The organism is Acinetobacter sp. ANC_7588, from assembly GCF_056783995.1.
Genome location: NZ_JBWYIU010000012.1, coordinates 17,301 through 43,786, shown reverse-complemented (window position 1 = coordinate 43,786; position 26,486 = coordinate 17,301). Strand labels below are relative to the sequence as shown.

The 26,486-nt window shown below is 39.8% G+C and carries 21 protein-coding genes; 10 read left to right on the top strand and 11 right to left on the bottom strand.

Annotated features, from left to right (window positions below):
- The first annotated feature begins 5 nt into the window (after window positions 1-5).
- The 3 genes from AC1M9J_RS11670 to bamJ (AC1M9J_RS11660) all read left to right on the top strand — a co-directional run bounded on the left by AC1M9J_RS11670 (window position 6) and on the right by bamJ (AC1M9J_RS11660) (window position 3,819).
- The gene (locus tag AC1M9J_RS11670) at window positions 6-2,192 is read left to right on the top strand and encodes a polysaccharide biosynthesis tyrosine autokinase (RefSeq protein WP_481596468.1); all 2,187 of its coding nucleotides are present in this window, start codon (window positions 6-8) and stop codon (window positions 2,190-2,192) included.
- Between the two features lie 182 nt (window positions 2,193-2,374).
- The gene (gene bamJ, locus AC1M9J_RS11665; RefSeq protein WP_035267750.1) at window positions 2,375-3,082 is read left to right on the top strand and encodes a BamJ family beta-barrel-assembly machinery protein; all 708 of its coding nucleotides are present in this window, start codon (window positions 2,375-2,377) and stop codon (window positions 3,080-3,082) included.
- A 47-nt stretch (window positions 3,083-3,129) separates the two neighbouring features.
- The gene (gene bamJ / locus AC1M9J_RS11660; RefSeq protein ID WP_481596469.1) at window positions 3,130-3,819 is read left to right on the top strand and encodes a BamJ family beta-barrel-assembly machinery protein; all 690 of its coding nucleotides are present in this window, start codon (window positions 3,130-3,132) and stop codon (window positions 3,817-3,819) included.
- Between the two features lie 71 nt (window positions 3,820-3,890).
- Here bamJ (AC1M9J_RS11660) and murJ read toward each other — a convergent pair whose 3' ends face one another.
- Entirely contained in the window at window positions 3,891-5,444 is a 1,554-nt protein-coding gene (murJ, locus tag AC1M9J_RS11655) for a murein biosynthesis integral membrane protein MurJ (protein ID WP_481596483.1), read from the bottom strand.
- A gap of 68 nt (window positions 5,445-5,512) precedes the next feature.
- Entirely contained in the window at window positions 5,513-6,082 is a 570-nt protein-coding gene (gene ampD, locus AC1M9J_RS11650) for a 1,6-anhydro-N-acetylmuramyl-L-alanine amidase AmpD (protein WP_481596470.1), read from the bottom strand.
- A gap of 145 nt (window positions 6,083-6,227) precedes the next feature.
- Between ampD and nadC the strand changes: the two genes are divergently transcribed.
- Together nadC and AC1M9J_RS11640 are read left to right on the top strand one after the other, a co-directional pair.
- Window positions 6,228-7,073 (top strand): carboxylating nicotinate-nucleotide diphosphorylase, encoded by an 846-nt coding sequence (gene nadC / locus AC1M9J_RS11645; protein WP_481952356.1) that lies wholly within the window; start codon window positions 6,228-6,230, stop codon window positions 7,071-7,073.
- 433 nt (window positions 7,074-7,506) lie between these two features.
- The gene (locus tag AC1M9J_RS11640; RefSeq protein WP_481952355.1) at window positions 7,507-9,837 is read left to right on the top strand and encodes a DUF6351 family protein; all 2,331 of its coding nucleotides are present in this window, start codon (window positions 7,507-7,509) and stop codon (window positions 9,835-9,837) included.
- 60 nt (window positions 9,838-9,897) lie between these two features.
- On the opposite strand, the gene AC1M9J_RS11635 is transcribed toward AC1M9J_RS11640, so the two are convergent.
- Complete coding sequence (locus AC1M9J_RS11635; RefSeq protein ID WP_481952354.1) at window positions 9,898-12,129, bottom strand: phosphocholine-specific phospholipase C; 2,232 nt, start codon at window positions 12,127-12,129, stop codon at window positions 9,898-9,900.
- Window positions 12,130-12,437: 308 nt separating this feature from the next.
- Entirely contained in the window at window positions 12,438-13,154 is a 717-nt protein-coding gene (rph, locus tag AC1M9J_RS11630) for a ribonuclease PH (RefSeq protein WP_481592138.1), read from the bottom strand.
- A 444-nt stretch (window positions 13,155-13,598) separates the two neighbouring features.
- Between rph and AC1M9J_RS11625 the strand changes: the two genes are divergently transcribed.
- Window positions 13,599-14,021, top strand: a complete 423-nt coding sequence (locus AC1M9J_RS11625; protein ID WP_481614249.1) for a hypothetical protein — start codon at window positions 13,599-13,601, stop codon at window positions 14,019-14,021.
- Between the two features lie 171 nt (window positions 14,022-14,192).
- Here the strand turns inward: AC1M9J_RS11625 and AC1M9J_RS11620 are convergent, their stop codons facing one another.
- Window positions 14,193-15,335, bottom strand: coding sequence for a fatty acid desaturase family protein (locus tag AC1M9J_RS11620; protein WP_481952353.1), 1,143 nt, complete (start codon window positions 15,333-15,335; stop codon window positions 14,193-14,195).
- A gap of 33 nt (window positions 15,336-15,368) precedes the next feature.
- Complete coding sequence (locus AC1M9J_RS11615; protein WP_481952352.1) at window positions 15,369-16,391, bottom strand: flavin reductase family protein; 1,023 nt, start codon at window positions 16,389-16,391, stop codon at window positions 15,369-15,371.
- A gap of 176 nt (window positions 16,392-16,567) precedes the next feature.
- Between AC1M9J_RS11615 and AC1M9J_RS11610 the strand changes: the two genes are divergently transcribed.
- Entirely contained in the window at window positions 16,568-17,212 is a 645-nt protein-coding gene (locus AC1M9J_RS11610) for a TetR family transcriptional regulator (RefSeq protein WP_180028924.1), read from the top strand.
- Window positions 17,213-17,239: 27 nt separating this feature from the next.
- Here AC1M9J_RS11610 and AC1M9J_RS11605 read toward each other — a convergent pair whose 3' ends face one another.
- Window positions 17,240-17,857: a thiol:disulfide interchange protein DsbA/DsbL gene (locus AC1M9J_RS11605; protein WP_180000355.1), complete on the bottom strand. Its 618-nt coding sequence runs from the start codon at window positions 17,855-17,857 to the stop codon at window positions 17,240-17,242.
- Between the two features lie 182 nt (window positions 17,858-18,039).
- On the opposite strand from AC1M9J_RS11605, the gene ubiG reads away from it, so the two are divergent.
- From ubiG to AC1M9J_RS11590, 3 genes are read left to right on the top strand one after another with little or no spacing between them, the layout of a single operon-like run.
- On the top strand, window positions 18,040-18,756 hold the full coding sequence (gene ubiG, locus AC1M9J_RS11600) for a bifunctional 2-polyprenyl-6-hydroxyphenol methylase/3-demethylubiquinol 3-O-methyltransferase UbiG (protein ID WP_035268814.1): 717 nt from the start codon (window positions 18,040-18,042) through the stop codon (window positions 18,754-18,756).
- Window positions 18,753-19,439 carry an HAD family hydrolase gene (locus AC1M9J_RS11595; protein ID WP_035268813.1) on the top strand — a complete coding sequence of 229 codons (687 nt, stop codon included), beginning with the start codon at window positions 18,753-18,755 and terminating at the stop codon, window positions 19,437-19,439. The genes ubiG and AC1M9J_RS11595 overlap by 4 nt, the downstream gene beginning before the upstream one ends.
- Window positions 19,440-19,463: 24 nt before the next feature.
- On the top strand, window positions 19,464-20,210 hold the full coding sequence (locus tag AC1M9J_RS11590) for a YciK family oxidoreductase (protein ID WP_035268812.1): 747 nt from the start codon (window positions 19,464-19,466) through the stop codon (window positions 20,208-20,210).
- A 249-nt stretch (window positions 20,211-20,459) separates the two neighbouring features.
- Here the strand turns inward: AC1M9J_RS11590 and dnaJ are convergent, their stop codons facing one another.
- The 4 genes from dnaJ to AC1M9J_RS11570 form a co-directional block, all read right to left on the bottom strand.
- A complete protein-coding gene (dnaJ, locus tag AC1M9J_RS11585) occupies window positions 20,460-21,575 on the bottom strand; it encodes a molecular chaperone DnaJ (protein ID WP_035268804.1) in 1,116 nt (371 codons plus the stop codon).
- Window positions 21,576-21,669: 94 nt separating this feature from the next.
- Complete coding sequence (locus AC1M9J_RS11580; protein WP_035268802.1) at window positions 21,670-22,047, bottom strand: hypothetical protein; 378 nt, start codon at window positions 22,045-22,047, stop codon at window positions 21,670-21,672.
- A 135-nt stretch (window positions 22,048-22,182) separates the two neighbouring features.
- Entirely contained in the window at window positions 22,183-25,317 is a 3,135-nt protein-coding gene (locus AC1M9J_RS11575; RefSeq protein WP_481952351.1) for an efflux RND transporter permease subunit, read from the bottom strand.
- On the bottom strand, window positions 25,314-26,429 hold the full coding sequence (locus AC1M9J_RS11570) for an efflux RND transporter periplasmic adaptor subunit (RefSeq protein WP_481596478.1): 1,116 nt from the start codon (window positions 26,427-26,429) through the stop codon (window positions 25,314-25,316). The genes AC1M9J_RS11575 and AC1M9J_RS11570 overlap by 4 nt, the downstream gene beginning before the upstream one ends.
- Window positions 26,430-26,486 lie beyond the last annotated feature (57 nt).

The window sequence follows — 26,486 nt, the reverse complement described above, 5'->3', positions numbered from 1 at the left end:
AGATTATGAGTCAAACCGCGAATACCGAAGATACAATTGATTTAAAAGAATTATTTTTTTCATTAATCGCACAATGGAAACTGATTGCCTTGTGTGTGATTTTGAGTCTGGTCTGTGCCCTACTCTACTTGCGTACAACACCAGATACCTACTCTGTTGATGCTTTGGTCCAAGTTGAAGAAAGTAAAGGTACATCAGCTGCACTTTTGGGTGATCTCTCAAGTATGATTGAGCAGAAACAACCCGCTCAAGCAGAAATTGAAATCTTGAAATCTCGATTAGTCCTCGGTTCAGTAATCAATCAATTGAATCTTGATTTAAAAATTGAAGGTACTCAAAACTCATTTTTCGATCGGTTGTTTGCACCACATGACTATTCGACCAATTATTCACGTCAATCTGTGATTTTTAACGATGACGAACAATCTTTTGCGATTCCCCATTTCCATGTTCCTCAGAAATTTCGTGACCGTGCATTGGCACTTAATTTTACTGAGAAACAATTTACCCTGACGGATATAAAAACCGAAGAAGTGGTGCTAAAAGGTTCAGTAAACCAACTCAATCAAAGCTCTACCCGTGATGGCGTATGGAAAGTTGAGATTCGTACACAAGATCAATTGAATGACCGGTATCTCATCACCAAACAGTCTTTGCCTGCTGCGATGAAATCACTTTTGGCTAACTATTCAGTGGCTGAAAAAGGGAAAATGACTGGTGTTTTAGGATTAAACTATCAAGGTCAAGATAAAGAGCATATTACAAAAGTCCTGAATACGATTTTAAATGCGTATAGTCAGCAAAATGTAGAGCGACGTTCTGCCGAAACTGCGCAAACGCTCAAATTCTTGGATGAACAACTCCCAGAACTAAAACAACAACTGGATGTCGCCGAACGTGAATTTAACAAATTCCGTCAAGGCTTTAATACGGTTGATGTCACCAAAGAATCTGAATTGTATCTTACGCAAAGTGTTGCCTTAGAAACACAAAAAGCAGAACTTGAGCAAAAAGTCGCTGAAGCGGGTGCGAAATACACCAATGAACATCCAATCATGCAACAAATGAACGCTCAACTTGGCGCGATCAATAAAAAAATTAATGAATTGGATGGCACATTAAAACAACTCCCTGACTTGCAACGTCGCTATCTACAGTTATTCCGCGAAGTTGAAGTCAAACAACAGTTATATACAGCTTTACTTAATTCGTACCAACAACTTCGAATTGCGAAAGCGGGTGAAATTGGTAATGTTCGAATTGTTGATACTGCCGTAGAACCGATTGAACCGATTAAACCTAAGAAACTTATTGTTTTAGTTTTATCAATATTTGTCGGCGGTTTCCTCGGGACACTTCTGGCGCTGTTACGTAATATGATGCGTTCAGGCATTAAAGACTCAAGTCAAATTGAAAATGAATTGGATCTGCCGGTTTATGCAACGGTACCGCGTTCTCCAGTGCAAGAAAGCCGAATTAAGATGCTGAAAAAGCATAAGAAAATCCCAATTCTTGCCATTAAGAATAGCGATGATATTGCGATTGAAAGTTTACGCAGTATGCGCACGGCGATTCATTTTGCGCTGAGTTCAGCTCGAAATAATGTGATTATGATTTCTGGTCCTGCACCTGAAGTGGGTAAATCATTTATTTCAACCAATTTAGCAACAATATTAGCGCAAGCCGACAAACGTGTTTTGATTATTGATGCTGACTTACGTCGTGGTTATCTACACAAATATTTCAATATTGAAACACAGCCAGGTTTGACTGATTACATGACTGATCAGCACTCTCTACAAAATATTATTCGAGACACTGAAGTCGCTGGTTTAAGTGTGATCACTCGTGGTAAGAGTCCGACTAATCCGTCTGAAATGCTGAGTTCTGAAAAATTCAAACAGTTGCTTGAACAGCTTTCAACACAGTTTGATCATGTGATCATTGACACACCACCTATACTTGCGGTGACTGATGGTATTATCATTTCGCAATATGCAGGTGTGAATATTGTCATTGCTCGCTATGCGAAGACACAAATGAAAGAACTCGAAATCACAGTCAATCGTTTCGAACAAGCCGGTGTTAAAGTAAATGGCTTTATTCTAAATGACATTCAACGTAATGCAGCGGGTTATGGCTATGGTTATAACTATGCGTATGCATATAAAGCTTCAAAGGACAATGATTAATTATTGTTGAATAAAAGCCTGATCTATTCAGGCTTTTTTTATGCCGATCAAGCACTGTATATTTGTGAAATTTTGTTGATTTCATTGAAATTCTATATCGCTGAAAGTGAATTGACGCTATGCTGTTTTGGTTCCGCGATTTTAGAATGTCGCACATAGAATTGAAAATAATTGGAAATCTCATGAGTAAAGCTTTACCCATCGCTGTTGCTGTCGTTTTAGGCGGTGCTGCGCTCGTCCCTGTTTATTATGCAAGTCAACATCCAACATCTGCGACAGTTTCTAGCATGACTGCAGATGCAAAACCGATTGATAAAATCAGTTATGCACTCGGTTATGAAGTTGCCAGCCAAACTCCTCCTGAAGTTGCCATTGATCCGTTTATTGTCGGTGTCCGTGAAGCGCATGCTAAAAAAGAACGTGCCTATACCGATGAAGAACTGCAAACTGCCTATGTGGCTTTACAAAAAGAATTAGAAGAAAAGAAAGTCGAAGACTCTAAAGCTGCCAATGCACAAAGCAATAGCTTCCTTGCTGAAAATGCAAAAAAACCGAATGTTAAAACAACTGCTTCTGGTTTGCAGTATCTCGTCAGCAAAGAAGGTACAGGCAAACAACCTGCTGCAAACTCCGTGGTTAAAGTGCATTACACCGGTAAATTACTTGATGGCAAAGTCTTCGATAGCTCGGTTGAACGTGGTGAACCGATTGAATTTCCGTTGAATCAGGTCATCCCTGGTTGGACCGAAGGCCTACAATTGATGAAGGAAGGCGGTAAAGCAACCTTATACATTCCATCGAATCTGGCTTATGGTGAACAGGGCGTTCCTGGTACGATTCCACCAAACAGCACACTCATTTTTGATGTTGAATTAATCGAAGTCAAATAAATTAATCAAAAGGAGAGCCTTCAGCTCTCCTTTTTTGGATTTGAATGATGAAAAAAATCTCTATATTAAGCAGTCTGCTGATCCTCAGCTCTGGCTCATTTGCGGCAAACATTAGCAATAAAAGTACTGAAAAAGATCAGCTCGGATATAGCTATGGCTACGTAATGGGACGTACTAATGCGGATACATTAAAAGATATTAATTTGGATGCTTTTATTGAAGGATTGAAACAAGGCTCAACCGGTCAAAAATCGAGTTTAACCGATCAAGAAATGGCGCAGGCTTTAACCAAATACAAAAAGCAAAGCGAATCTAAACAGCTGATTGAATTTCAAAAATTAGCTGCAGAAAATTTAAAATCTGGGCAACAATTTTTACAAGAGAATGCCAAAAAAGCAGGTATTGTCACACGACCAACAGGTCTGCAATATCAAGTGATTCAGCAAGGTCAAGGCAAAACGCCTAAAGCGACGTCAAAAGTGAAAGTTCATTATGAAGGGCGTTTAATCGATGGCACGGTATTCGATAGTTCGATCGCGCGTAGTCAAGCGGTGGAATTCCAAGTGAGTCAAGTCATTCCGGGTTGGACTGAAGGCTTACAACTCATGAAGGAAGGTGCTAAATACCGCTTCTTTATTCCTGCTGATTTGGCCTATGGTGAGATCGGTTCGGGCGATGCGATTGAGCCGAACAGCACCTTAATCTTTGATGTCGAACTTTTAAAAGTTTTGCCTTAATGTTCACATGACTTATAAAAAACATCGCGTAAGCGATGTTTTTTTGTTTTATTTAGGGTCTGTTTAAAGCACTAGCCATGTTTTAATTGTCTTGGTCTAAAGCCAGTCGCAAATAAACCCAATACATAGGCAACCACACCTAATACACAAAGAGCAAGCACTTCAAATACACGAATCCACGGCGCTACATCTGGGTTATACCAGCTTAGGCCATACCATAGGGCTGCGATCATCACGGCGTTACCCACCATAAATTGGAAAAATAACTTTTTCCAGTGCGGACCAAATCGGAATATTTCACGTTTGTGTAAATAGAAATATAGCATCCCGGCATTGACTAAAGCAGAACCTGTAGATGACAACGCCAATGCCATATGGAGTTCTTCCCAGCCCATCCATTTGAAGATGCCAATAAAAACCACATTGAGAATGGCATTGGCTGCAACTGCCATTAGGCCAACACGTACTGGGGTTTTGGTATCTTGAATCGCATAAAATCCAGGAGCAAAGACTTTAATCAACATAAATGCCAAGACACCACCACTCATACATTGTAATGCCAAAGCGGTCATTTCTGTCGCTCGTGCATCAAAAGCACCGTGTTGGAACAGCGCTTGAATAATCGGTGTAGACAACATAAATAAAGCGATACTGGCTGGGATACCAGCAAATACGATGACACGTGCAGCCCAATCTAACATAGCCTTAAATTTAGTTTGATCCTGTTCAGCTTTACGCGCAGAGAGTGCAGGCAGAATCACCGTTCCGATGGCTACACCAATTAAGCCTAAAGGCAATTCGGTCATCCGTTCTGCTGTATAAAGCCATGACACAGAACCATTTTGCATAAAAGACGCCCAAATGGTATTGAGCAGCAAATTAATTTGTGTGACTGAAACCCCAAACAGTGCAGGCAACATTAATTTTAAAATGCGCTCGACACCTTCGTGCTTAAAATCAACTTTGGGTGGGATCAGGAGTTTTTTGCGCCACAGTTCCGGAATTTGTAGGGCTAATTGCAAAATGCCAGCAAACACCACTGCCCAACCCAATGCCATAATGGGTGTTTCCATATGTGGAGACAGCCACAAAGCCCCTGCAATCATTGCAATATTCAACAATACTGGCGCAAATGCGGGTGTGGTAAATGAGCCATAGCTGTTTAAGATACTGCTGGCAAATGCCGTCAGCGACATAAACATCAGGTAGGGAATGGTGAGACGGAATAAGTCGACTGATAAATCAAATTTGGCTGCATCGGCATGAAATCCTGGCGCATAAACATACAATATCGCAGGTGCAACAATCATACACAGCAAAGTTAATGCAGTCATCACGGTAAGCAAACATCCAAATACCCGACTAATTAGGATCTGAACTTCAGCATGGAGTTTGGTGGTTTTATATTCTGTGAGAACAGGAATAAATGCTTGGGAAAATGCACCTTCGGCAAAAAGACGCCTAAAAAAGTTGGGAATACGAAACGCTACGACAAAAGTATCGAAGTCTTTCCCTGCCCCGAACACATTTAACAGCACCATGTCTCGAATAAGCCCCATGACACGAGACAACATGGTCATTGCACTAACAATAAAGGTGGATCGCCAAAGCGCCATCATATTCACCACTTAAAAAGATTGACGATATTGTAATAAAACTTCGCTTTTAAATTGTTATTTCATTCGACAAAGCATCATATTTTTCGTTGTTTTAATTGATCTCTAAAATAACACCATTGAAAATGCGGTCCTGGATCGGTCTTTCGTCCAGGTGCAATATCTGAATGCCCTGCGATATGACTTTTAATTTTAGGATAAGCGTGTTGAAGTGTTGCCACGACCTCAACTAAAGCTTGGTATTGTTGTTCCGTAAAATCTTGATCATCACAGCCCTCTAGTTCAATGCCAATCGAATAATCATTGCATTCTGGATATGCCATGTACGTAGAGCGTCCTGCATGCCAAGCACGGTCTTTAAAATTAACAAACTGTAAAATTTCGCCTGACCTTAAAATCAATAAATGTGCTGAGACCTGCATCCCTTCAATGGTTTTAAAATAAGGGTGTGCATTCCAATCTAATTTATTTTGGAAAAACTGCTCAATATAGCCTCCTCCAAACTGTGAGGGCGGTAAGCTAATATTGTGGATGACCACCAGTTGAATGTCAGTATGGTCTGGTCTTTGATTAAAATTTGGTGAAGCAATAAATCTTGCACCTTGTAATACACCATCTACCACTTGAAGCTTGGGTACATTCGACATGTGTGATCTCAATCCGTGTTTGCAACTTATGACAATTCATCCACGCTCATCTTTGGAAAAGACTTGGACGAAAAAAACAGCACCATTACTTGAGGTGCAATGGTAATATATTGCTCATTTTTCTGGTGCCTACAATAGGGATTTTATGAGCATACCGCAATCTTTGCTTGAACAATCAATTCAAATCAATATCCAACAAGCATTGCAAGAGGATATTGGTGAGCGTGATATCACCGCATTGCTGACACCTGAAGATGAACAAGCAACAGCAACCATTATCAGTCGCGAAACGATGATTCTTGCAGGGCAACCGTGGGTGAATGCTTTAATTAAAGCCTATGATCCAAGCGTTGATGTGATTTGGTTAAAGCAAGATGGCGATCAAGTTCAAGCCAATGAGGTATTTTTAAAACTTGCAGGCTCAGCACGCAGTCTGTTAACCGTTGAACGCCCAGCACTTAATTTTGTACAAACCCTTTCTGCTGTTGCTACAAAAACGGCTGAATATGTGAAACATTTAGAAGGTTTAAATACCAAACTACTGGATACACGTAAAACATTACCAGGCTTACGTATTGCGCAAAAATATGCGGTGGGTGTAGGTGGTGGTCAAAACCATCGTTTAGGTTTATTCGATGCTTTTTTAATTAAAGAAAACCATATTATGGCTGCAGGTGGTATTCAGCAAGCAATCGACAAAGCGCATGCCATTGCACCAGGTAAACCTGTGGAAGTCGAAGTTGAAACTTGGGATGAGTTAAACCAAGCTTTAGATGCTGGTGCGGATATCGTTATGTTAGATAATTTCAGCCAACAACAAATGATTGATGCAGTCAAGCATGTGGCTGGTCGTTGTAAATTAGAAGCTTCAGGTAATATTACCATCGAGAACTTACGTGAAGTTGCTACTTCAGGCGTCGACTTTATTTCCATGGGTGTACTGACTAAAGATGTCAAAGCCATCGATTTATCTATGCGCTTTAACGCTTAATTGATTCAATCCTATCTCTCAATAAAAAAGGGGCTTTGCTCCTTTTTTTATTTGCTTAAAACTGTGATGCTACATTAACTTTATCGCAAGAATACAAAAAAATTTGAATTTATATGGTCCTAGTTGATACCTTCCACGCTTTAAGATTATTTTTTAATCAAAATCATGCTAAATCCATAGAATGCAAATTAAATCATTAAATTTCAACTATTTATTCGCCTTAATTTTACAATTATTCAATTTTCTGTCATGGAATGCTGCCTAATTTTCATTCATAGTGAAGCCAATAAATACAATTAAACCATGAGTTCGCATTGTCTAAATAATAGGAGGGTGTCAACGCATAGACCATGCTGAATGTCAGTGAATAAATAAAAAGAAATGCAGTCATCGGATCGATTGCATCCACCATGTTGTACATTAGGGAAATCACATGAAAACGCAAATGATCTATACGCTTTTAAGCGTCGCGATTAGTAGCAGCTTACTCGTCGGTTGTAAAAGCTCCAGCGAATCTGGGGGGAATTCAGGCGGTGGTAATGGATCACAGCCAACTCCGACCAATCCAACTGATCCTGACAATCCAACGAATAAACTTGAAAAAGAATTCGTGACTGTTTTATCAACTCGCCCCGATCTTGTGACAGATAATGATGTATTGATCGAATTAGACCCATCGATTAATTTTAATGACTCAAATATAAGCATTCATTTAAATGGACAGGACATCAAATCTCGCTTTTCTAATGCTCAGAATAGAGTGCTATTAGATGGATTACAGTTAGGGGAAAATCTACTTAAAATTGAAACACCAAATGAAATTCAAAATTTATATTTAAAAAATTTCAGTACCACAGGCCCTCTTTTATCTGGACCTCAAATTAATCCATGGACCTGTACCAACGGCTCGACTGATTTATTTTGTCGTAAACCTGTTCAATATAATTACTACTATCGGAATTTGGTCGGAACTTTACAAACCTATAATCCTGAGAAACCACCTTCGGCGGGCCTGATTTCCAAAATTAAGACCGATACAGGTGTAGAAGTGCCATTTATCATTCGAGAGGAGGTCGGCTATCAAAATCGTGATGAATATCGGTTTGCTGTATTGTTTAATCCTAATCAGCCTTGGACTGCGCTGAATCCACAGCCCCAATTTAATAATAAGCTGTTAGTAACCCATGGGCAAAGTTGCGGTAATGATTATCAGTCTGCAACCGCGCCTACCGTGGTTGCGACATCAACTTCTATTTTGCCAGATATTACCATCAAGGCTTTAGGCAAAGGTTATGGCGTCATGTCTACGGCGCTATCCAACAGTGGACATAACTGTAATTTGGCGGTTCAAGCTGAATCAATCATTATGGCCAAAGAACGTTTTATCGAACAATACGGCACTTTAGACTACACGATTGGACAAGGCTGTTCAGGTGGCGCGCTCGCATCTCAATGGGTAGCTAACGCTTATCCAGGTGTATACCAAGGTTTGTTAGTAACGTGCTCCTTCCCTGATGCATGGAGTACAGCGTCTCAGTTTGCTGATTATCATATTATGATCAATTATTTTAAAACAGCAGAAGGCCGCTCTTTCCTCCCTCATCAAATTAACCATATTCAAGGTCATATTTCTGAGATTAATGGTTATGTCAGTGAACTTGCGCAATTCGATGTTGCTCGACCAAATACAATTTGTAGCGGAATATCAGAAACACAACTGTACAATGCTACCTCAAATCCGAATGGGATACGCTGTTCAATTCAAGAGGCTGCTGTAAATTTGTTGGGTCTCAGAAATCCAACTGAAGTTGATCCAAATACACAACAGCTTAGACAAATTTGGAGTCCCGTCGAAAATCAACGCAATGTCGGGTTTGCAAACCTGCCAATTGATAATGTCGGTGTGCAATACGGGCTTCAAACCTTATTTGATGGTGTGATTAATGCTGAAAAATTTGTTTTATTAAATGAACGCCTCGGTGGAGTTGATATTGATATTAATCCAATTCCCGAACGGTTATATGCCACGGAGCAAGGTTTAAAAAATGCTTATCGAACTGGTTTAATCAATGTTGCCAATAATTTAGATCAAGTGGCGATTATTGATTGTCGTGGTCCAGATCCAGCGATCTTCCATGATGCTTACCGAGCATTCGCGATTAGAGCACGTTTAGACAAAGCACACGGACATCATAACAATCAGCTTCTTTATGGAGGTGATACCATTATGATTGGCGATCTTAAATGTTTAGAAATCAGTTTCGATGATATGAACCAATGGTTGGATCGCGTAAAAAATGATACAAGCAATTTACCTCTGCCACAGAAACTCACTCGCAATAAAGTAAATCTTAACGACTCATGTATCACATTAGGAACGATTCGAAGATCTGGGTTCTGCAATAACCTTCGTGTACCGGTCTATAAAACACCGCGAATGGTAGCAGGTGATCAAATTAGTACCTACGCCAATAAATGTAAACTACAACCACTCACACGTCGTCTTTACCCCAATATTAACTTTACAGATGAGCAATGGACTCGATTACAAAAAGTTTTTCCAGATGGTGTTTGTGATTACACCCAAGATCCTGTTGGGTTTGGTAAAACCTATCCTTGGTTAACCTATCAAAATCAAAATGGACAGATCAATGATGTCATTTATGGTGGTAAACAACTGGATGAAGATCCAAATCGCCCTGAGGAGCTTATAATGCCTCAACTTCCGAAGGGTTGGATCTCTAATTCATTTCAACTGTCTTAATACCTGAATTTTTCAATTCTGAAAAAAGCCGTGAACATTCACGGCTTTTTTACTTCGTGTTTAAGATTTAGCTTTCAATAATCCCATCATAGGATCAGTACATGTATGCTGCCCTGTTTCAATACGTCCAGCAAATCGACGTTCATAAGCCTGCTCTCCCTGCTGTTGGGCGATCACAACATTAAAATCGTACCATCCCCAAGACTCCGTTAAATCGAGATGAAGTTCAGCCTCATTCGCTTGAGTTTTGACAGTCCACATTTTTTGATTGTAGTACGCATTGTCCTTGACCATCATCTCCACGGCTTCAGCACCATCATGCCGTATTTTTAAAATTATTTTAGGTTTACAAGCTTCATAGCAAATTCGAATTTCTGGCAAATGATCTCTTTCAATTTGATGGTGAAGATTTCCTTTAAATGCTCGATGATAACCGTTTGGTCCAAGTACCCAAAGATCATATTGATCATCTACTAGCTCCCAAACATTCTCAAGCTGTTTCCCTGCCTCCACCATAAAACGTCGAGGAATAGCATTTAAATCTAGTTTGTCATAGACATGGAAAACCGCACCTTGTTCCCCACCATTTGCGAAAATCAGTTGAATATTTCGGGTTGCAACCTGTACGCGCGCGCTGGTATGTAATAAATAAGGTAATGCTCGAGAATGACGTATTCCAGTTTCTTGCAGAGGAAATTGTTGATTTGCTGGGACTGGAACCTTACTAAGTTGCTCTTGCGAACGACGCGTATTGTCAGCTTCTTGTTTTGTTCTTTGCCCATGGAGTGTTGGCAGAACATTAAAGTTAGGTGTCTTAAAGTCAAACGCCGACGTAAGGTCACCACAGACCGCTCTACGATAAGGGCTAATATTAGGCTCTTGCACGCCAAAACGTTGCTCGAGAAATTGAATAATTGAAGTATGATCAAATACCTGAGAGTTGACCCATCCCCCACGACTCCATGGTGAAATGATATACATAGGAACACGTACTCCTGGACCATACACACCATGCCAGAAGTTTTCATTCTTACCATTTTTAAATTTTAATTCAGGCTGTGCTATCGAACCTGATACACGTGGGTGATTGAAATATTCATATGATATCTCTTGTTCTGATAACGTGGTTTTACCATGAACTTTAACGATATCACCTGCTTCATTGATTTCTCTTGATGGTGCAGATGGCGATGGTACATGATCAAAGAAACCATCATTTTCATCAAAATTGACCAGTAAAACCGTCTGACTCCATAACTCTGGATCTGCCGTTAAAGTGTTTAACAGTTCTTGAATGTACCACGCGCCTTGAACAGGACTTGATGGTCCCGGATGTTCACTATACGCTGCCGGTGCGACCACCCAGCTCACCTGTGGCAATTTACCCTCTAAGATATCTTGTTTAAATTGTCCTAATAAACCGCCGTCCTTAGGCATCGTATTGGCAATACCCTTATAGAGAGGTTGTCGTTGATCAATACGCTCATCATATTCAGGTGACAAAATATTGGCATGGCTAACTGGCTGACCAGATAATTCATTGGCTTTGCGATATTGCTTAAATCCAGCCAAAGGATTATCCGTAAAATTATCGGGCATATTTTGATAAACCTTCCAACTGATCCCAGCCTGCTGTAAGCGTTCAGGATACGTGGTCCAGTCGTAACCGATCATTGATGAGCCAATACTATCAAACTCGTTGACTACACTCGCGACACCTGCAGCAGTTGGCCCATTGGTCCCTGTCCAAATAAATTTACGATTGGGATTAGTTCCCGCGTGCATAGCGCAATGATAGGCATCACATAAAGTAAATGCTTCCGCTAGTGCAAACTGGAACTCGAGCTCTTGTTTCTTAAAATAACCCATGGATTGAGGTTGTTTATGTTCCACCCAATTGCCCATACGCCCACAATCCCAAGCAGCTTGACCATCCTTCCATGAATGAGGTGTGCCCGAAACACGTTGAGCATTGCCCAATGAACTGTCTAGGTGATAAGGCAAAATTTTATTTTTGTTGGCGTCATACTGTTCCCACACCGCTCTTTTACCACTCAATGGAATGGTGAATCGATCACCAAAACCACGTACTCCTTTGAATGTTCCAAAATAGTTATCAAAAGAACGATTTTCTTGAGTCAAAATCACCACATGTTTCACATCCTGAATAGTGCCAGTTTCCACTTTTGCATCAATTGCTAAAGCTTTTTGAATACTCAGCGGAAAACTTGCTAATGCAGATGCACCCAATAATGTCTTGGTCGAATTTAAAATAAAGTCACGACGGTTCATACATTTATCCTATTTTTATTCTTGTTATGGTTATGGAGCACAGTGGATTTCACAGCTTGGATCTGAAGGTTGCGGTTTGGATGTTTGGTGATCATCATCTCCCCCACAAGCTGTTAACAAAATACTCGGTGTAAGAATGAATATAAAAAAATAAGCTCGCATGTAGTTATCCTTCTCGTTTTATGCGAACTCAGTGATACGCTTTTTTCGTGACGCTGTAATGAAACTTCAATTGCAAATCTATGAAATAAAAAAAGCACCTCTATCAAGGTGCTTTTTTGCAATTAACGCATGCTATCAGATGCGAATTACCAGCCTAGTGCTTGTTGTTGCTTTTGAATTAACTCTTGAATGCCTTTCTCAGCCATTTCAAGCATTGCGTTACATTGCGTACGCGTGAACGGTTTATCTTCTGCAGTACCTTGAATTTCAATAAACTCCCCCCCCTGAGTCATCACCACATTCAAGTCTGTTTGGCAGTTTGAATCTTCTTCATAACATAAGTCGAGTAGTACTTCGTCTTGATAGATACCAACAGAAATTGCAGCCACCAAACCTTTGAGTGGATCTTGTTTGATTTTCTTTTTCTCAAGTAATGAATTCATAGCATCAATCAAGGCTACAGCAGCACCTGTAATAGACGCTGTACGTGTACCACCATCGGCTTGAATAACATCACAGTCGATTGTAATCGTGTTCTCACCCAATTTCTTCAAATCCACCATAGCACGTAAGCTACGACCGATTAAGCGTTGAATTTCTTGAGTACGTCCACTTTGTTTACCACGAGCTGCCTCACGGTCACTGCGTGTATGGGTTGAACGTGGCAACATGCCATATTCAGCAGTCACCCAACCTTGGCCTTTTCCTTTCAAGAAGCGCGGTACTGAATTATCAACACTGGCAGTACAAAGAACTTTGGTATGACCAAATTCAACTAAAACTGAACCTTCTGCATAACGTGTATAGTTTCGAGTAATTTTAACGTCACGTAACTGGTCTAATGCACGCTGGTCAATACGCATAATACGTCCTAATTTTTACTTAAAAAAAGATTGGGCACATTATAGCAGATTGATGGCATCTGACTTTGTTATAAGTCCGTGTTTTAAAATTGCTGTTGCATTTAAAAACATGCATTGGTTTGAACTGAATTGACATAAAAAATGATCAGACTTCGTATAACGCCCATATGTAAAATGATCACTATTCTTGATAATGTGTGATTACATTTTGAACTTTTTCTTCACTGTGTATTTTGTTATTCTTTATTAAATTAGAATAATTGGATCTAGCATGACTAGCCCTATTTTTTGCATGAACTGCCAGAAGAGCAGCTAAAAAAGCTTTCCCAAGATGATATTCAAAAGATTCACCAAGCAATGAAATAGTATAACTCTATTTCATGAACGATCTGTATCAAGTCAAGAAGACGTAGCTGGGCTTTTATTTATTTCTGGAATTACAAAATGAATTTTTTTTTTAGTCATTTGCTTATAATATTTATATCCACTTTTTTAGTAGCTTGCACTCAAAAGACTTTATATTTAACTCCTGAAACTACAGGCTATATATATAGTATTGAAAGTAAAAAACCTATTGCCAATTATCATGGTTATATTGGATATGATACAGCTAGAGATAGTCATAATTCTATTACAACCGATAGCAAAGGTAAGTTTAAAATTTCTCCTGAAACACTAAAATATTATTTGATAAAACCAAGTTTAAAAGATTGGAATAAGAGTGCTGCACATATTTATATTCAATTTCCTGGTTTTAGAACGAAAATATATGATTATTCTGAAAAACTTCATGAACAAGTTTCTAATTCTGATCCTAGTAAGTTAGAACAACTAGATGTTGGAATAATATTTTTGTCTTCTGAATAACTTTAGATTTCTTACAATTAACGTAATACCCGTTTTTTAATTTAAGTACCTTTATTTGATTCAAAAGCCCGATCCCCACCAATCGGGCTTTTTTGTTGACTCTTCACGTTCCAAGCTTAAAACTTTGATTAATGCTTCACGTCTTTAATGAATTAAACTAAATAGTGATAGTCAGGCAAATATTCCTCTTAATTTTCTTATAGATTGAGAAATTTTAGCTGTTTTATCATTTGGTAAAGAACATTTAGCTAAACGAACCCAAACGCTCCAGAATTGTTTCATAAAGTTAGCTTCATTATAGTGAATGCCATATTCCTCACATAATGCTTTAATTTTTGGCGCAGCTTCTGCATAGCGATTTGCAGGCATATCAGGGAATAAATGATGCTCGATTTGATGACTCAAATTACCACTCAAAATATGCAGCCATGATGTTCCGGTAAAGTTACTTGAACCTCGAATTTGACGTAAATACCATTCTGCTCGCGTTTCGTTTTCGGTATTATCCATCTCAAATGTTTCTGCATCTTCAGTAAAATGACCATTAAAAATCACTGCAGATGACCACAGACTTCGAATCACATTTGCAACTGCATTTCCTACGAAGACAGGAAGCGCATTTGGACCAGCGATAAGGGGGAAAAAGACATAATCTTTCACTACCTGACGTCGTACTTTTTTTCTTAATTTTTCAGCATCTTTCCACACTTGTTTCCAAGATTTCGTTTTATAAACAAGCGCGTCTTCCAAGTGTAGGTTTTGAACACCGACATACCATTCAAAAAACACCATCAATTGAATCGCTAAGGGAATATTAAACAAAAATCTTGGTTCCCACGTTTGAGATGCTGAAACACGAAGTAGACCATAACCTACATCATGATCCATACCCACAATATTGGTATAGGTGTGATGTACATAGTTATGGGTATATTTCCAGTCATCGCCTGTTGAAATGGTGTCCCAGTCATATGTCGCACCGTTTAAACTAGGATCATTCAACCAGTCAAATTGACCATGCATCACATTATGTCCAAGCTCCATATTCTCAACAATTTTGGACACGCCCAGTAATCCTGTACCCACCAACCAAACAGGTGGAATCCAACCACCAAACATCAGCAATGCACGTGAGCCAATCTCGCTATAGCGAACAAAGTTGCGAATCTTATAAATATATTTGGCATCTTGTTCACCCAAATCATTCATAATACTGAGTCGGATCTGCTCAACGCGTTGTCCAAATGCTTCAATTTGCTCAGCGGTCAGATGTTTAGATTTTGATTGCCATATTGTATTAAGTGACATATTCATTATTTTTCTCCAGTCTTATACGATACCGTTAAATTACAAATTAATCACAACAGGGCTTACTGCCTGACTAATACATAATTTAACTTGTCGATTTGGCTCATGTTCAATTTCACCTGTGAGCATATTTTTAGTAGCGCCACTCACTTTGTTACAGACACATGCATTACAAATACCCATTCGGCATCCATGAGCGGGTCTTAATCCAGCCTCTTCAGCACTCACCAATAAACTTTTTTGAGCTTCAAACGATTTCTGACTGCGGATAAACGTGACAGATTGTTTTTCAATTTCTTCATCTACACGGATTTGAAAAAGCTCTTGTTTGAGCTGATTGCTGATCCCCTCTTCATGACAAATTTGATTTACAGCTTGCATCATCGAAGTTGCACCGCATGCATAAATCTGTGCTTGCCTAAAACTTGGCATTAACTGCTCTAACAACGCCAATGTCAGATATTGTTTATGTTGGCCTGTATTAAAATAGTGATAATTAAAATGATCATGTTTTGAAGCGAGCTGTTGTAGTTTCACGTGGAACGCGTCATCTCGACAGAAATAAATCAAATAGATAGGTACAGATAATGTGTTTAAAGCCTTCGTAAGCAATGCATAAATGGCGGTAATGCCACTCCCCGACGCCAATAACACAATTGGCTGTTGAGTCGGCTCAAGCGTAAATTCACCTTGCGCTTGAGAAATTTCCACAACAGAACCTATCGCCAATTGGCTTAAACAATTCGACACTACTCCTTGAGCTCGGACAGCAATCACCAGATTACCTGTCGCAGAAATTTCCACAATCGAATAACTACGTTGTAGACGCACGCCTGCAATTACGACTGTCACTAAAACACTTTGCCCTGCCTCAATCTGTTGAAAATCGAAATTGTGATTTGGACATAAATGAATCTCATAGAAATCGTGACTAAGTGCCTGACGACTCACGAGCGATGCTTTGACTTTTTTCCAAGCCAAAGTGGGATGTATTTTTTCAGCGATAAAATCGACGAAATCTTCTCGAATCCATTCAGGACGATATGACAGATAACTACTCATCTCAAACGTTCCTCTTTTGTATTTCAATTTAATTGAGTGAACAAGTGTTCTAATAGTGAACATGTGTACACTATATTGATTTTAAAATTGAGTCAACACATGTTCACTGACATTCGTCGTTTAATTTTTATATTTTTTTGATAGACTCATCTCGACTTCACTTCTCAGGTTTTAAGATGTCTATACGCGATGAACGTAAACAACAAAGTCGTCAGGCTTTACTGGATGCCGCTTTGCGCTTAAGCACATCTGGCCGTTCATTTAGCAGTATTAGTCTGCGTGAAGTTGCACGTGAGGTTGGTTTGGTGCCAACAGCCTTTTATCGACATTTTCAAGATATGGATGAATTAGGCCAAGAGTTAGTGGATCAAGTCGCGTTATATTTGAAAACCGTACTTCATCAGCTCGGTCAAGGTTTAGCCCACCCTGATGCTAAAGCCGAAACTAGCATGGAACTTTTTTTTGAAGCCATCGATTTAAATACCCAACCTTGGATTTTTATGATCGCAGAGCGCTGGGGTGGCTCTGAAGTGGTAAGACGTGCGATTGCTCGTGAAATTGAGTTTCTAAATTCTGATTTGGCCAATGACCTACAAAAATTCGAAATCGTACAAAATTTTCATCATGCTGATGACCTAAAAATGTTGTCGAATATTTTAATTAATTTATGTTTCACATGGGCAATGTCTTGGATTAGCTTAGGTCGTCAATATTCAGGTATGGAGCTTGAATTACAAAAATTAGTACTCAAAAAACAGTCCATTACCCAAATACGATTAATCTTTAAAGGGATTTTGAATTGGAATACTACTGAGGCATAAAAAAACCCGCTCAATGCGGGTTTTTTATTATTTAGCTTTGCGCTCTTTATCCAATAGATAATCAACCACTTGTAACACGCGGCCATTATCACCTTGTACGACATACTTCCCATTTACTACAACAGCTGGCACACCCGTCAATTGATATTGTTGCGCTAATTTATTTGCTTGAGAGACTTTGGCAGTAATTGCGAAAGAATTATATAAACTATTGAATTTCGCTTCTGGGATACCATACTTCGTAAAGAATTGCGCTTGTGATTTTTGGTCAAAAATCTGCTGACCTTTGTCATGGATCGCGTGGAATAAAGGCAAATGTGTACGTTTACGAACACCAAGTGCTTCAGAAACGTAGTAGCCACGTGCATTCTGTTCCCATACTTTGTTCATTGCAGCAGGTGTACGGACAAAATTCACATCTTTTGGAATTTTACGTAACCAAGATTGCATATGAGGTTCTAAAGTAAAGCAATGACCACAGCCATACCAAAAGAACTCACGTACTTCCAATTTACCAGCGACATCAACCTTTCCTGGGTTTTGCACGACCGTATAATCTTTGCCTTCAACAAAGTTCGCCATTGCACCTGTTGAAAGTGCCATCAGCACCGCAGCGGCAACGCCACTAAAAACCACCTTTTTCATTAAGTTTTTATCCTCTAAATCATTCTGATTAGCATATGGTTTCACTATAAAACAAATATGAGAAAATCGTTTTGATTCTGTGAACTTTTTTACAAGATTTATCGCTTTTTTTGGAATTAGCGATACACTAAGATCTGATATAAATTCTACCCATTAAAACGAACTTTGCTAAGGTGGCTGTAATGACTCAACTGAATGTTGACCCACAAGAAATTGCTAAATTTGAAGCACTTGCTGCAGTATGGTGGGATCAACACTCTGAGTTTCGCCCTCTCCATCAAATCAATCCATTACGATTGAATTGGATTGATGAACATGCAGGTGGTCTTAGTGGCAAAAAAGTCCTAGATGTGGGATGTGGCGGCGGTATTTTGGCTGAAAGTATGGCACGCCGTGGTGCCGATGTCCTCGGTATCGATATGGGCGCAGCACCATTAAATGTCGCACGTCTGCATGCAGAACAAGAAAACGTAACCAATATCGAATATCGTCAAATTCCAGTTGAGCAATTGGCTGAAGAACAAGCTGGTCAATACGATGTCGTAACTTGTATGGAAATGTTGGAACATGTACCAGATCCAGCGTCAATCATTCAAGCATGCCAAAAACTGGTGAAACCAAACGGTCATGTATTCTTCTCCACAATTAACCGTAATCCAAAATCATATTTATTTGCGATTATCGGTGCAGAGTATGTGTTACGTCTTTTGAAAAAAGGAACTCATGACTATCATAAATTTATTAAACCTTCTGAATTAGCGCATGATATTCGTAACGCAGGTTTAAAACTTAAAGATATGACAGGCTTACATTACAACCCATTAACTAAACATTATTGGTTAGCCCCAAATGTCGATGTGAACTATATGGTTTACACCCATAATGAGGTGAATGAATGAAGGCCGTACTTTTCGACCTAGATGGGACTTTAATTGACACTGCTGCGGATTTTATTCGTATTATTCAAGCAATGTGTCGTGAAGAAGGTCGAGAGATCGTAGATGCAGCCCTGATCCGAACTCAGGTCTCCGAGGGGGCTCGGGCGATGGTGAAATTGGTTTATCCTGAATTACAGGTTGATGATCCTATTTTCCTTGCACATCGTCAGCGCTTTCTAGATATCTATGGTGCTGATATTGCTGTGGATACAGATCTTTTTGCAGGAATGTATCCTTTAATTGAGGACTTGGAACAACGGGATATTCCATGGGGAATTGTGACAAACAAACCTCGTTGGCTGAGTGAGGCACTACTTCAAGCCTTAAACTTAACTGAACGTTGTGCCGTTCTCGTATGCCCAGAAGATGTTAAGCACACTAAACCTGACCCAGAACCAATGTATCTCGCTGCTCAACAAATTAATGTTCCAGCTGAACAATGCATTTATGTTGGTGATCATCCACGTGATATTGATGCAGGTCGAAGCGCAAATATGTACACGATTTTGGCTGCTTACGGATATTTACCATTAGAACACAAAGATGACTTAGATTCTTGGCAGGCAGATTGTATAGTGAATGATGTACAAGAATTACATCAACACTTAATCGAATTGATCGAATCTCACCAAAAAACAGCTTAATTAGAACAATGAAGGAGGTCGCACATGAAATATTCAGAATATCAACCTCGCCCAGATTTATTGAAAGATAAAGTAATTTTAATTACGGGTGCAGGTGATGGCATTGGACGCGCAGCAGCGTTGAGCTATGCTTTACATGGTGCGACCGTCGTTCTTCATGGTAGAACGCTGAACAAGTTAGAAGTGATCTATGACGAAATTGAAAGTTTAGGTGCTCCTCAACCTGCAATTTTGCCACTGCAACTTTCTACTGCAACAGCATATGATTACGAACGTCTTGTGGAAACGCTTGACCAACAATTTGGTCGTTTAGATGGGATTTTGCACAATGCTGGGATTTTAGGTGAGCGCGTTGAATTGGCCCACTACCCTGCTGAAGTGTGGGATGATGTAATGGCTGTAAATTTAAGAGCACCTTTTGTTCTTACTCAACATTTACTTCCATTATTAGAAAAATCTCAAAATGCCTCTGTTGTTTTTGCAAGCTCAGGTGTCGGTCGTGAAGCACGTGCGAAATGGGGCGCATACTCAGTTTCAAAAATTGCCATTGAAGCGGTCAGTCAAATTTTTGCAAAAGAAAATGTCTATCCAAATATCCGTTATAACTGCATTAATCCTGGTGCAACACGAACAGCTATGCGTGCTAAAGCATATCCTGATGAAGATCCGAAAGTATTGGCAACGCCTGAACAAATCATGCCAGCTTATTTATATTTAATGGGCGAAGACAGTATAGGTATGAATGGTCAGAGTATTGATGCTCAGGATTAGTTTTTTCAAAATTACATGATGAGGATCGTCAGATCCTCTTTTTTTAAATTATAGTTCTAACAAAACCTATTAAAAAATTTACCTTTAGATTTTAAAAAGCTTAAACAAATAAGTCTCAACAACTTTTGAATACACCCATAAACTAAGAAATTATCTAATGGTAGTATCACTTACTTTGCTTTAAGCGTCTTAAGTATTTATAACTTAATAAAAACCCGACAATAATGTCGGGCTTTTATTTCATTCTGATCAGTCAAATAAACGATCGAAGAATGATTTCTTTTTAGGTGAAGATTTACTGTCCGCACCATCTAAAGATTCTTGTAACTCTTTTAAAAGTTCACGTTGACGTGCAGTTAAGTTGACTGGTGTTTCAATCACGATACGGCAAAGTAAATCACCTTGCATACTTGTGCGTACTGGTTTTACACCCTTGCCACGTAGACGGAACATTTTACCAGTTTGAGTTCCCTCAGGTACTTTCAAGTTCACACGACCATCAAGGGTTGGAATCTCAATTTCTTTACCCAATGCAGCATCAGCGATACTAATCGGCACATCCATATACAAGTCCGCGCCATCACGTTGGAAGATTTCATGTTCACGAACATTAACTTCTACGTATAGATCACCTGACTGACCATCACGAATCGCTTCACCTTTTCCAGTTAAACGAACGCGATCGCCATTATCCACGCCTGCAGGAATGGTAACTTCAAGTGTTTGTTGACGATCTTTAACACCTGAACCATGACAAGTGCCACAAGGATTTTTAATAATCTTACCTTGACCACGACATGTGCTACACGTTTGCTGAACTGAGAAGAAACCTTGCTGCATGCGGACTTGACCAGCTCCGTGACAAGTCTTACAAGTTTCAACATCATTCGGATTTTTAGAACCTTTACCATCACACACTTCACATGGTGCTGGCGCAGTAAAAGTAATTGTTTTCTTTACGCCACGTACAGCTTCTTCTAAGCTGAGCTCAAGCACATAACGTAAGTCTGAACCACGTCTTTGACGCTGTTGGCGACCGCCTCCACCAAACGCACCACCGAAAATGTCACCAAACTGACTAAAAATGTCTTCAGCGCTAAAACCGCCACCGAAACCACCGCCTCCGCCACCGAAGCCGCCTTCAAACGCATTATGTCCCATGCGGTCATACATGCTGCGTTTTTCACTATCAGATAAAACTTCATACGCTTCAGCAGCTTCTTTGAATTTTTCTTCTGCTTCAGCATTATCAGGGTTACGGTCTGGATGATATTTCATCGCCAACTTACGGTAGGCTTTTTTAATTTCATCATCACTAGCTGTTTTAGAAACCCCTAAAACCTCATAATAATCACGTTTAGCCATGTCTGGCGATGCTCCACAAAAAAATTTGATATGACTTCTCTGCGGAATATGTTGGGGTTATATTCCGAGATTACAAGTAAATTAAATCATTATTTTAAAAAGCGGCTTTTTTCTGGAGATATTTCACTAAGCCTTTAAGCCATGCATTTAGGAGAAATAGCCATGCAATTGTGGTAAAAATGACACCAATCACCGTACACCCTTTCACCCATAACACACTATCCCAATAGATAAAGCAGGCAGGAATAAACCAAAGAGCAGCAAATGCGGCCATCATCATAAATAGCACAACATTTCGTGCAATCCATAATGCTTGAGCATGGATCCAGACTTCAGCGTCTTGCGCTTGAGCCACTTTTTGCGCTAAAAAATAGGCGATTGCAGCACTGATACCAGTGAACAATGCAAGAAACATGAATACATAAGACATCGTAATTAATCGACGATGTCTTGTTAAATTGTCTCGCCCCATGGATGCTTTTTTATACCTCAACCGAGTGCACATTCAGTTTTTTTATGTACTCAGCCCACTGTGTTATTTTGTGTTAAAAACTAGGGACTACTATATTGAATTTTTCAATGCTTCGCACCTAGTATTCACATAAAACTACGCGGTTTTTGACTCTTTTTTTACTTTAAACCATGCCGCATAGAGTGCTGGCAAGAAGAACAGCGTTAATAATGTTGCGATAATGAGTCCACCCATAATTGCTACCGCCATTGGACCAAAGAAGATACTGCGTGAAAGCGGAATCATCGCCAACACAGCAGCCAATGCAGTCAAAATAATTGGACGGGCACGGCGTACTGTCGCTTCTAAAATCGCTTCCCATTGAGAATGACCCGCTTTGATATCTTGCTCGATCTGATCAATCAAGATAAGCGAATTACGCATAATCATTCCAGATAAAGCAATGGTACCTAGCATCGCCACAAACCCGAAAGGCTTATTGAATATTAACAGGAACAATACCACGCCAATTAAACCCAAAGGCGCGGTCAAGAAAACAATAAACGAACGTGAAATACTCTTGAGCTGAATCATGAGCAAGGTAAAGACCACAGCCAAAAATAACGGCATGCCAGCATTTACTGAAGTTTGCCCACGTGCAGATTCCTCCACAGTGCCTCCCACTTCTACCAGATAACCACTTGGAAGTTCGGCACGAATTTTCTCAATAGATTCAGTTAATTCACCAACCACAGTAGCTGGTTGGAGTTTAGTCCGAATATCTGCGCGTACAGTAATCGTCGGCAAACGGTTACGATGCCAAATCAGACCATCTTCAAACTTATATTGAATATTCGCAATCTGTGCCAATGGAACTGTTGTACCTTGACTCGTCGGTACAGCGAGACTTTGTAACGATGCTACATCAACACGTTCCGCTTGATCGCCACGTAAACGAATATCAATTAACTCCCGTTTCTCACGATACTGATTAATCGCAGCGCCTGTTATTGAACTATTTAAGAAATTCGCCAAATCTAAGCTAGATACGCCTAACTGACGCGCACGATCTTGATCAATTTCAAGTGAAATAATTTTACTCGGCTCACCCCAATCTAAATGAACATTGGCGGTATTTGGATTTTCACTGATTGCTTGTGACACTAATTGTGCTCGTTGGCGAACAGTATTTAAATCTTCACCAGAAACACGGTATTGAATTGGATAACCGACTGGTGGCCCATTTTCCAATAGCGATACACGTGTCCGTACTTCAGGCAATAACTTACTAATTTCTTCACTCAGATTCTTTCTAATCTCATCTCGCTCATCTAATGAGGAAGCCAAAACCACAAATTGTGCAAAACTCGCCTGAGGCAATTGTTGATCAAGTGGTAAATAGAAACGTGGAGAACCTGTACCAACATAAGCGACGTAATTATCGATCCCTTTTTGAGTCGACAAGAATTTTTCTACTTTTTTAACCGCATTTTCTGTCGCTGTTAGAGAAGCACCTTCCTCTAGTTTTAGATCCACTAATATTTCAGCACGGTTTGATGGTGGGAAAAATTGTTGTGGAACAAATTTAAACATCAAAATTGACAATACAAATATCGCAACCGTCGCAGCAATGACGGTTTTACGATAAGTAATACATAACTCAACCCAAGATCTAAATTTTTGATACATCTTAGTTTGATATGGATCGTGATGCTCACCATGGTGTTGAACGACGGGTTGTGGCTCTGGTTGTTGACGTAATCTTGCCCATAAGCGTTGATACCACGGAGCTTTCTGATTCATTTGATTAAAATCAGGCAGTAATTTGTCACCTAAATAAGGAACAAATAGTACCGCTGCAAACCATGACACCACTAAAGCAATGGTTACAACTTGGAAGATTGAGCGAGTATATTCACCTGTGCTCGACGCAGCAGTGGCAATCGGCAAGAATCCAGCTGCAGTGATCAGCGTCCCCGTTAACATTGGAAATGCGGTCGACTTCCAAGCAAAACCTGCGGCTTTTAATCTGCTATATCCTTGTTCCATTTTAATGGCCATCATTTCAACTGCAATGATGGCGTCATCAACCAAAAGTCCAAGTGCTAAAATTAACGCGCCTAAAGAAATCTTGTGCAGTCCAACATCAAAGAAATTCATGCCTGCGAACGTCATTGACAAGACCAAGGGAATAGAGAAAGCGACCACTAATCCTGTACGGAAACCTAAAGAGAAGAAGCTGACCAATAAGACAATAATCACGGCCTCTGCGAGCACTTTGATAAATTCGTGAATACTGCGTTGCACCGCTACAGGCTGATCTGAAACTTTTTTAAGTTCCATCCCTAAAGGTAAAGTTTGTTGTAGATCATTAAAGGTCTTTTCTAGATTTTTCCCTAGCGCAATGATGTCACCACCCTTACGCATAGACACCGCAATACCAATACCATTTTTGCCCATAAAGCGCATACGTGGTTGAGCTGGCTCACTAAAGCCACGGTAAACCTCAGCCACATCGCCCAATTGAATGGTCTTATCACCAACCAGTAATGGCATGTTCTTGAGATCTTCGACTGATTTCAATTGTCCGCTGACACGCACTTGAATACGATCTGAGCTTGTTTCAAAGAAACCTGCGCTCGCCATGGTATTTTGTTTTTGTAGTGCTTCTTGAATTGCAGAAACTGGAATACCCAATTGAGCGGTTTTCGTATTTGAAATTTCTATCCAAATTTTTTGATCTTGCAAGCCAACTAAATCAACCTTACCAACATCTTGTACACGTTGTAGTTGCAGCTGTAAGCGATCGGCATATTCCTTCATCACGGCATAATCAAAATCATCACCCGTTAAGACATAAATATTCCCAAAGGTGTCACCAAATTCATCGTTAAAGAATGGACCTTGAACACCGCTAGGAAGTTGGTGTTTGATATCTCCAATTTTTTTTCTAACCTGATACCAAACATTCGGTAATTCATGAGAACGCAGCGAGTCTTTGGCAACAAAGGTCACCATTGATTCACCAGGACGAGAATAGGCTGCAATACGATCATAGAGCCCCGTACTCATTAATTCTTTTTCAATGCGATCAGTTACTTGTAATGAAACTTCTTCCGCTGTCGCACCTGGCCAATAGGTTTGAACGACCATTACTTTGAAACTAAATGGAGGGTCTTCACTTTGTGATAGTTTTGAGTAGGAATAAACACCCAATATTCCCATCAAAATCATGAAATAAAGGATCAGTCCCTTATTTTTTAACGCCCATTCTGACAAGTTAAAGTTCATATTTTCGCTCCAACTTGTCCTGCTTTCACATTCACTGCACGGTTTTGACGGTCAATCGGATTAATTTTTTGTTTATCTCGCAGTAAGTGTACACCGCCAACCACGACCCAATCAGAAGCTTTTAAACCTTGAGTCACAGGTACCGTATCACGACCATAAGCACCTATTTGAACATTCACCTTACGGATACTGTGATCTGGATTCACAACCCAAACATAAGGCTGATCTTCTGTTGCAGATACACTGGTCAAAGGAACATTAATCACATTTGAACTGGTATTTGAAAAAAATACTCGCGCACTTTGTCCAAGTTGAATTGTTGAACGCCCTTCAGTCAAAGCAACTTTGACACTAAATGTTCTAGATTGGTCGGCAGCAGGTGAAATTTCACGCACATATGCGGCGAAACGCTCCTCTGGTTTTGACCATAGCGTAACCCAAGCTTTTTGACCTGTTTTAATTTCTGATACTGCTTGTTCTGGCACACCAATCACCACTTCACGATCACCATCTATCGCCAGTTGATATGCTGCCTGCCCTGCTGCGATCACTTGACCAACTTCAATACTACGCTCAGTGATGACGCCATTTTTATTGGCAATGAGTTGGTTATATCCCGTCTGATTACTACTCACTGCATAATTTGATTGTGCTTGTTTTAAATTGGACATAGCCGATTTATATTGATTTTCTACGGCATCATATTGCGAACGACTCACCGCATTAATAGGTAATAACTGCTTAAAGCGTTTGTATTCTTCTTCGGCAATTTTGGCTGCAGATTGCGCGCTTTCTAACTGAGCTTTTGAAGCATTTAACTGCAGTTGAGCATCTTTCACATCTAATTTTGCTAAGACTTGCCCGACTTTGACTCGATCCCCTACATCAACATAGCGTTCAGTAATTTGTCCTCCAACACGGAAAGCCAATGCCGTTTGCTGTCTCGCCTGAACTTCTCCTGCATAACTTTTCAGTTCATCTTGGGAAGTATTCGGCTGGGCAACCATCACAAATGGAATTTGTTCCTCTGTGGGTTTATCCTTACTACACGCGGTGAGTATCACGCTACAAATGAGCATTAGACTGTATGTGGCAAATTTTTGAAGACTCATGTGCACTGCTCTTATGTCAATTTTTAGGCAAATCAAATTAGGGATATTAATTTGATT

Excerpts from the sequence above, each read along its gene's own strand:
- AC1M9J_RS11670 (WP_481596468.1), top strand. The coding sequence starts at position 6 with ATGAGTCAAACCGCGAATACCGAAGATACAATTGATTTAAAAGAATTA.
- bamJ (WP_035267750.1), top strand. The coding sequence starts at position 2,375 with ATGAGTAAAGCTTTACCCATCGCTGTTGCTGTCGTTTTAGGCGGTGCT.
- bamJ (WP_481596469.1), top strand. The coding sequence starts at position 3,130 with ATGAAAAAAATCTCTATATTAAGCAGTCTGCTGATCCTCAGCTCTGGC.
- ampD (WP_481596470.1), bottom strand. The coding sequence starts at position 6,082 with ATGTCGAATGTACCCAAGCTTCAAGTGGTAGATGGTGTATTACAAGGT.
- nadC (WP_481952356.1), top strand. The coding sequence starts at position 6,228 with ATGAGCATACCGCAATCTTTGCTTGAACAATCAATTCAAATCAATATC.
- AC1M9J_RS11640 (WP_481952355.1), top strand. The coding sequence starts at position 7,507 with ATGAAAACGCAAATGATCTATACGCTTTTAAGCGTCGCGATTAGTAGC.
- AC1M9J_RS11635 (WP_481952354.1), bottom strand. The coding sequence starts at position 12,129 with ATGAACCGTCGTGACTTTATTTTAAATTCGACCAAGACATTATTGGGT.
- rph (WP_481592138.1), bottom strand. The coding sequence starts at position 13,154 with ATGCGTATTGACCAGCGTGCATTAGACCAGTTACGTGACGTTAAAATT.
- AC1M9J_RS11625 (WP_481614249.1), top strand. The coding sequence starts at position 13,599 with ATGAATTTTTTTTTTAGTCATTTGCTTATAATATTTATATCCACTTTT.
- AC1M9J_RS11620 (WP_481952353.1), bottom strand. The coding sequence starts at position 15,335 with ATGAATATGTCACTTAATACAATATGGCAATCAAAATCTAAACATCTG.
- AC1M9J_RS11615 (WP_481952352.1), bottom strand. The coding sequence starts at position 16,391 with ATGAGTAGTTATCTGTCATATCGTCCTGAATGGATTCGAGAAGATTTC.
- AC1M9J_RS11610 (WP_180028924.1), top strand. The coding sequence starts at position 16,568 with ATGTCTATACGCGATGAACGTAAACAACAAAGTCGTCAGGCTTTACTG.
- AC1M9J_RS11605 (WP_180000355.1), bottom strand. The coding sequence starts at position 17,857 with ATGAAAAAGGTGGTTTTTAGTGGCGTTGCCGCTGCGGTGCTGATGGCA.
- ubiG (WP_035268814.1), top strand. The coding sequence starts at position 18,040 with ATGACTCAACTGAATGTTGACCCACAAGAAATTGCTAAATTTGAAGCA.
- AC1M9J_RS11595 (WP_035268813.1), top strand. The coding sequence starts at position 18,753 with ATGAAGGCCGTACTTTTCGACCTAGATGGGACTTTAATTGACACTGCT.
- AC1M9J_RS11590 (WP_035268812.1), top strand. The coding sequence starts at position 19,464 with ATGAAATATTCAGAATATCAACCTCGCCCAGATTTATTGAAAGATAAA.
- dnaJ (WP_035268804.1), bottom strand. The coding sequence starts at position 21,575 with ATGGCTAAACGTGATTATTATGAGGTTTTAGGGGTTTCTAAAACAGCT.
- AC1M9J_RS11580 (WP_035268802.1), bottom strand. The coding sequence starts at position 22,047 with ATGGGGCGAGACAATTTAACAAGACATCGTCGATTAATTACGATGTCT.
- AC1M9J_RS11575 (WP_481952351.1), bottom strand. The coding sequence starts at position 25,317 with ATGAACTTTAACTTGTCAGAATGGGCGTTAAAAAATAAGGGACTGATC.
- AC1M9J_RS11570 (WP_481596478.1), bottom strand. The coding sequence starts at position 26,429 with ATGAGTCTTCAAAAATTTGCCACATACAGTCTAATGCTCATTTGTAGC.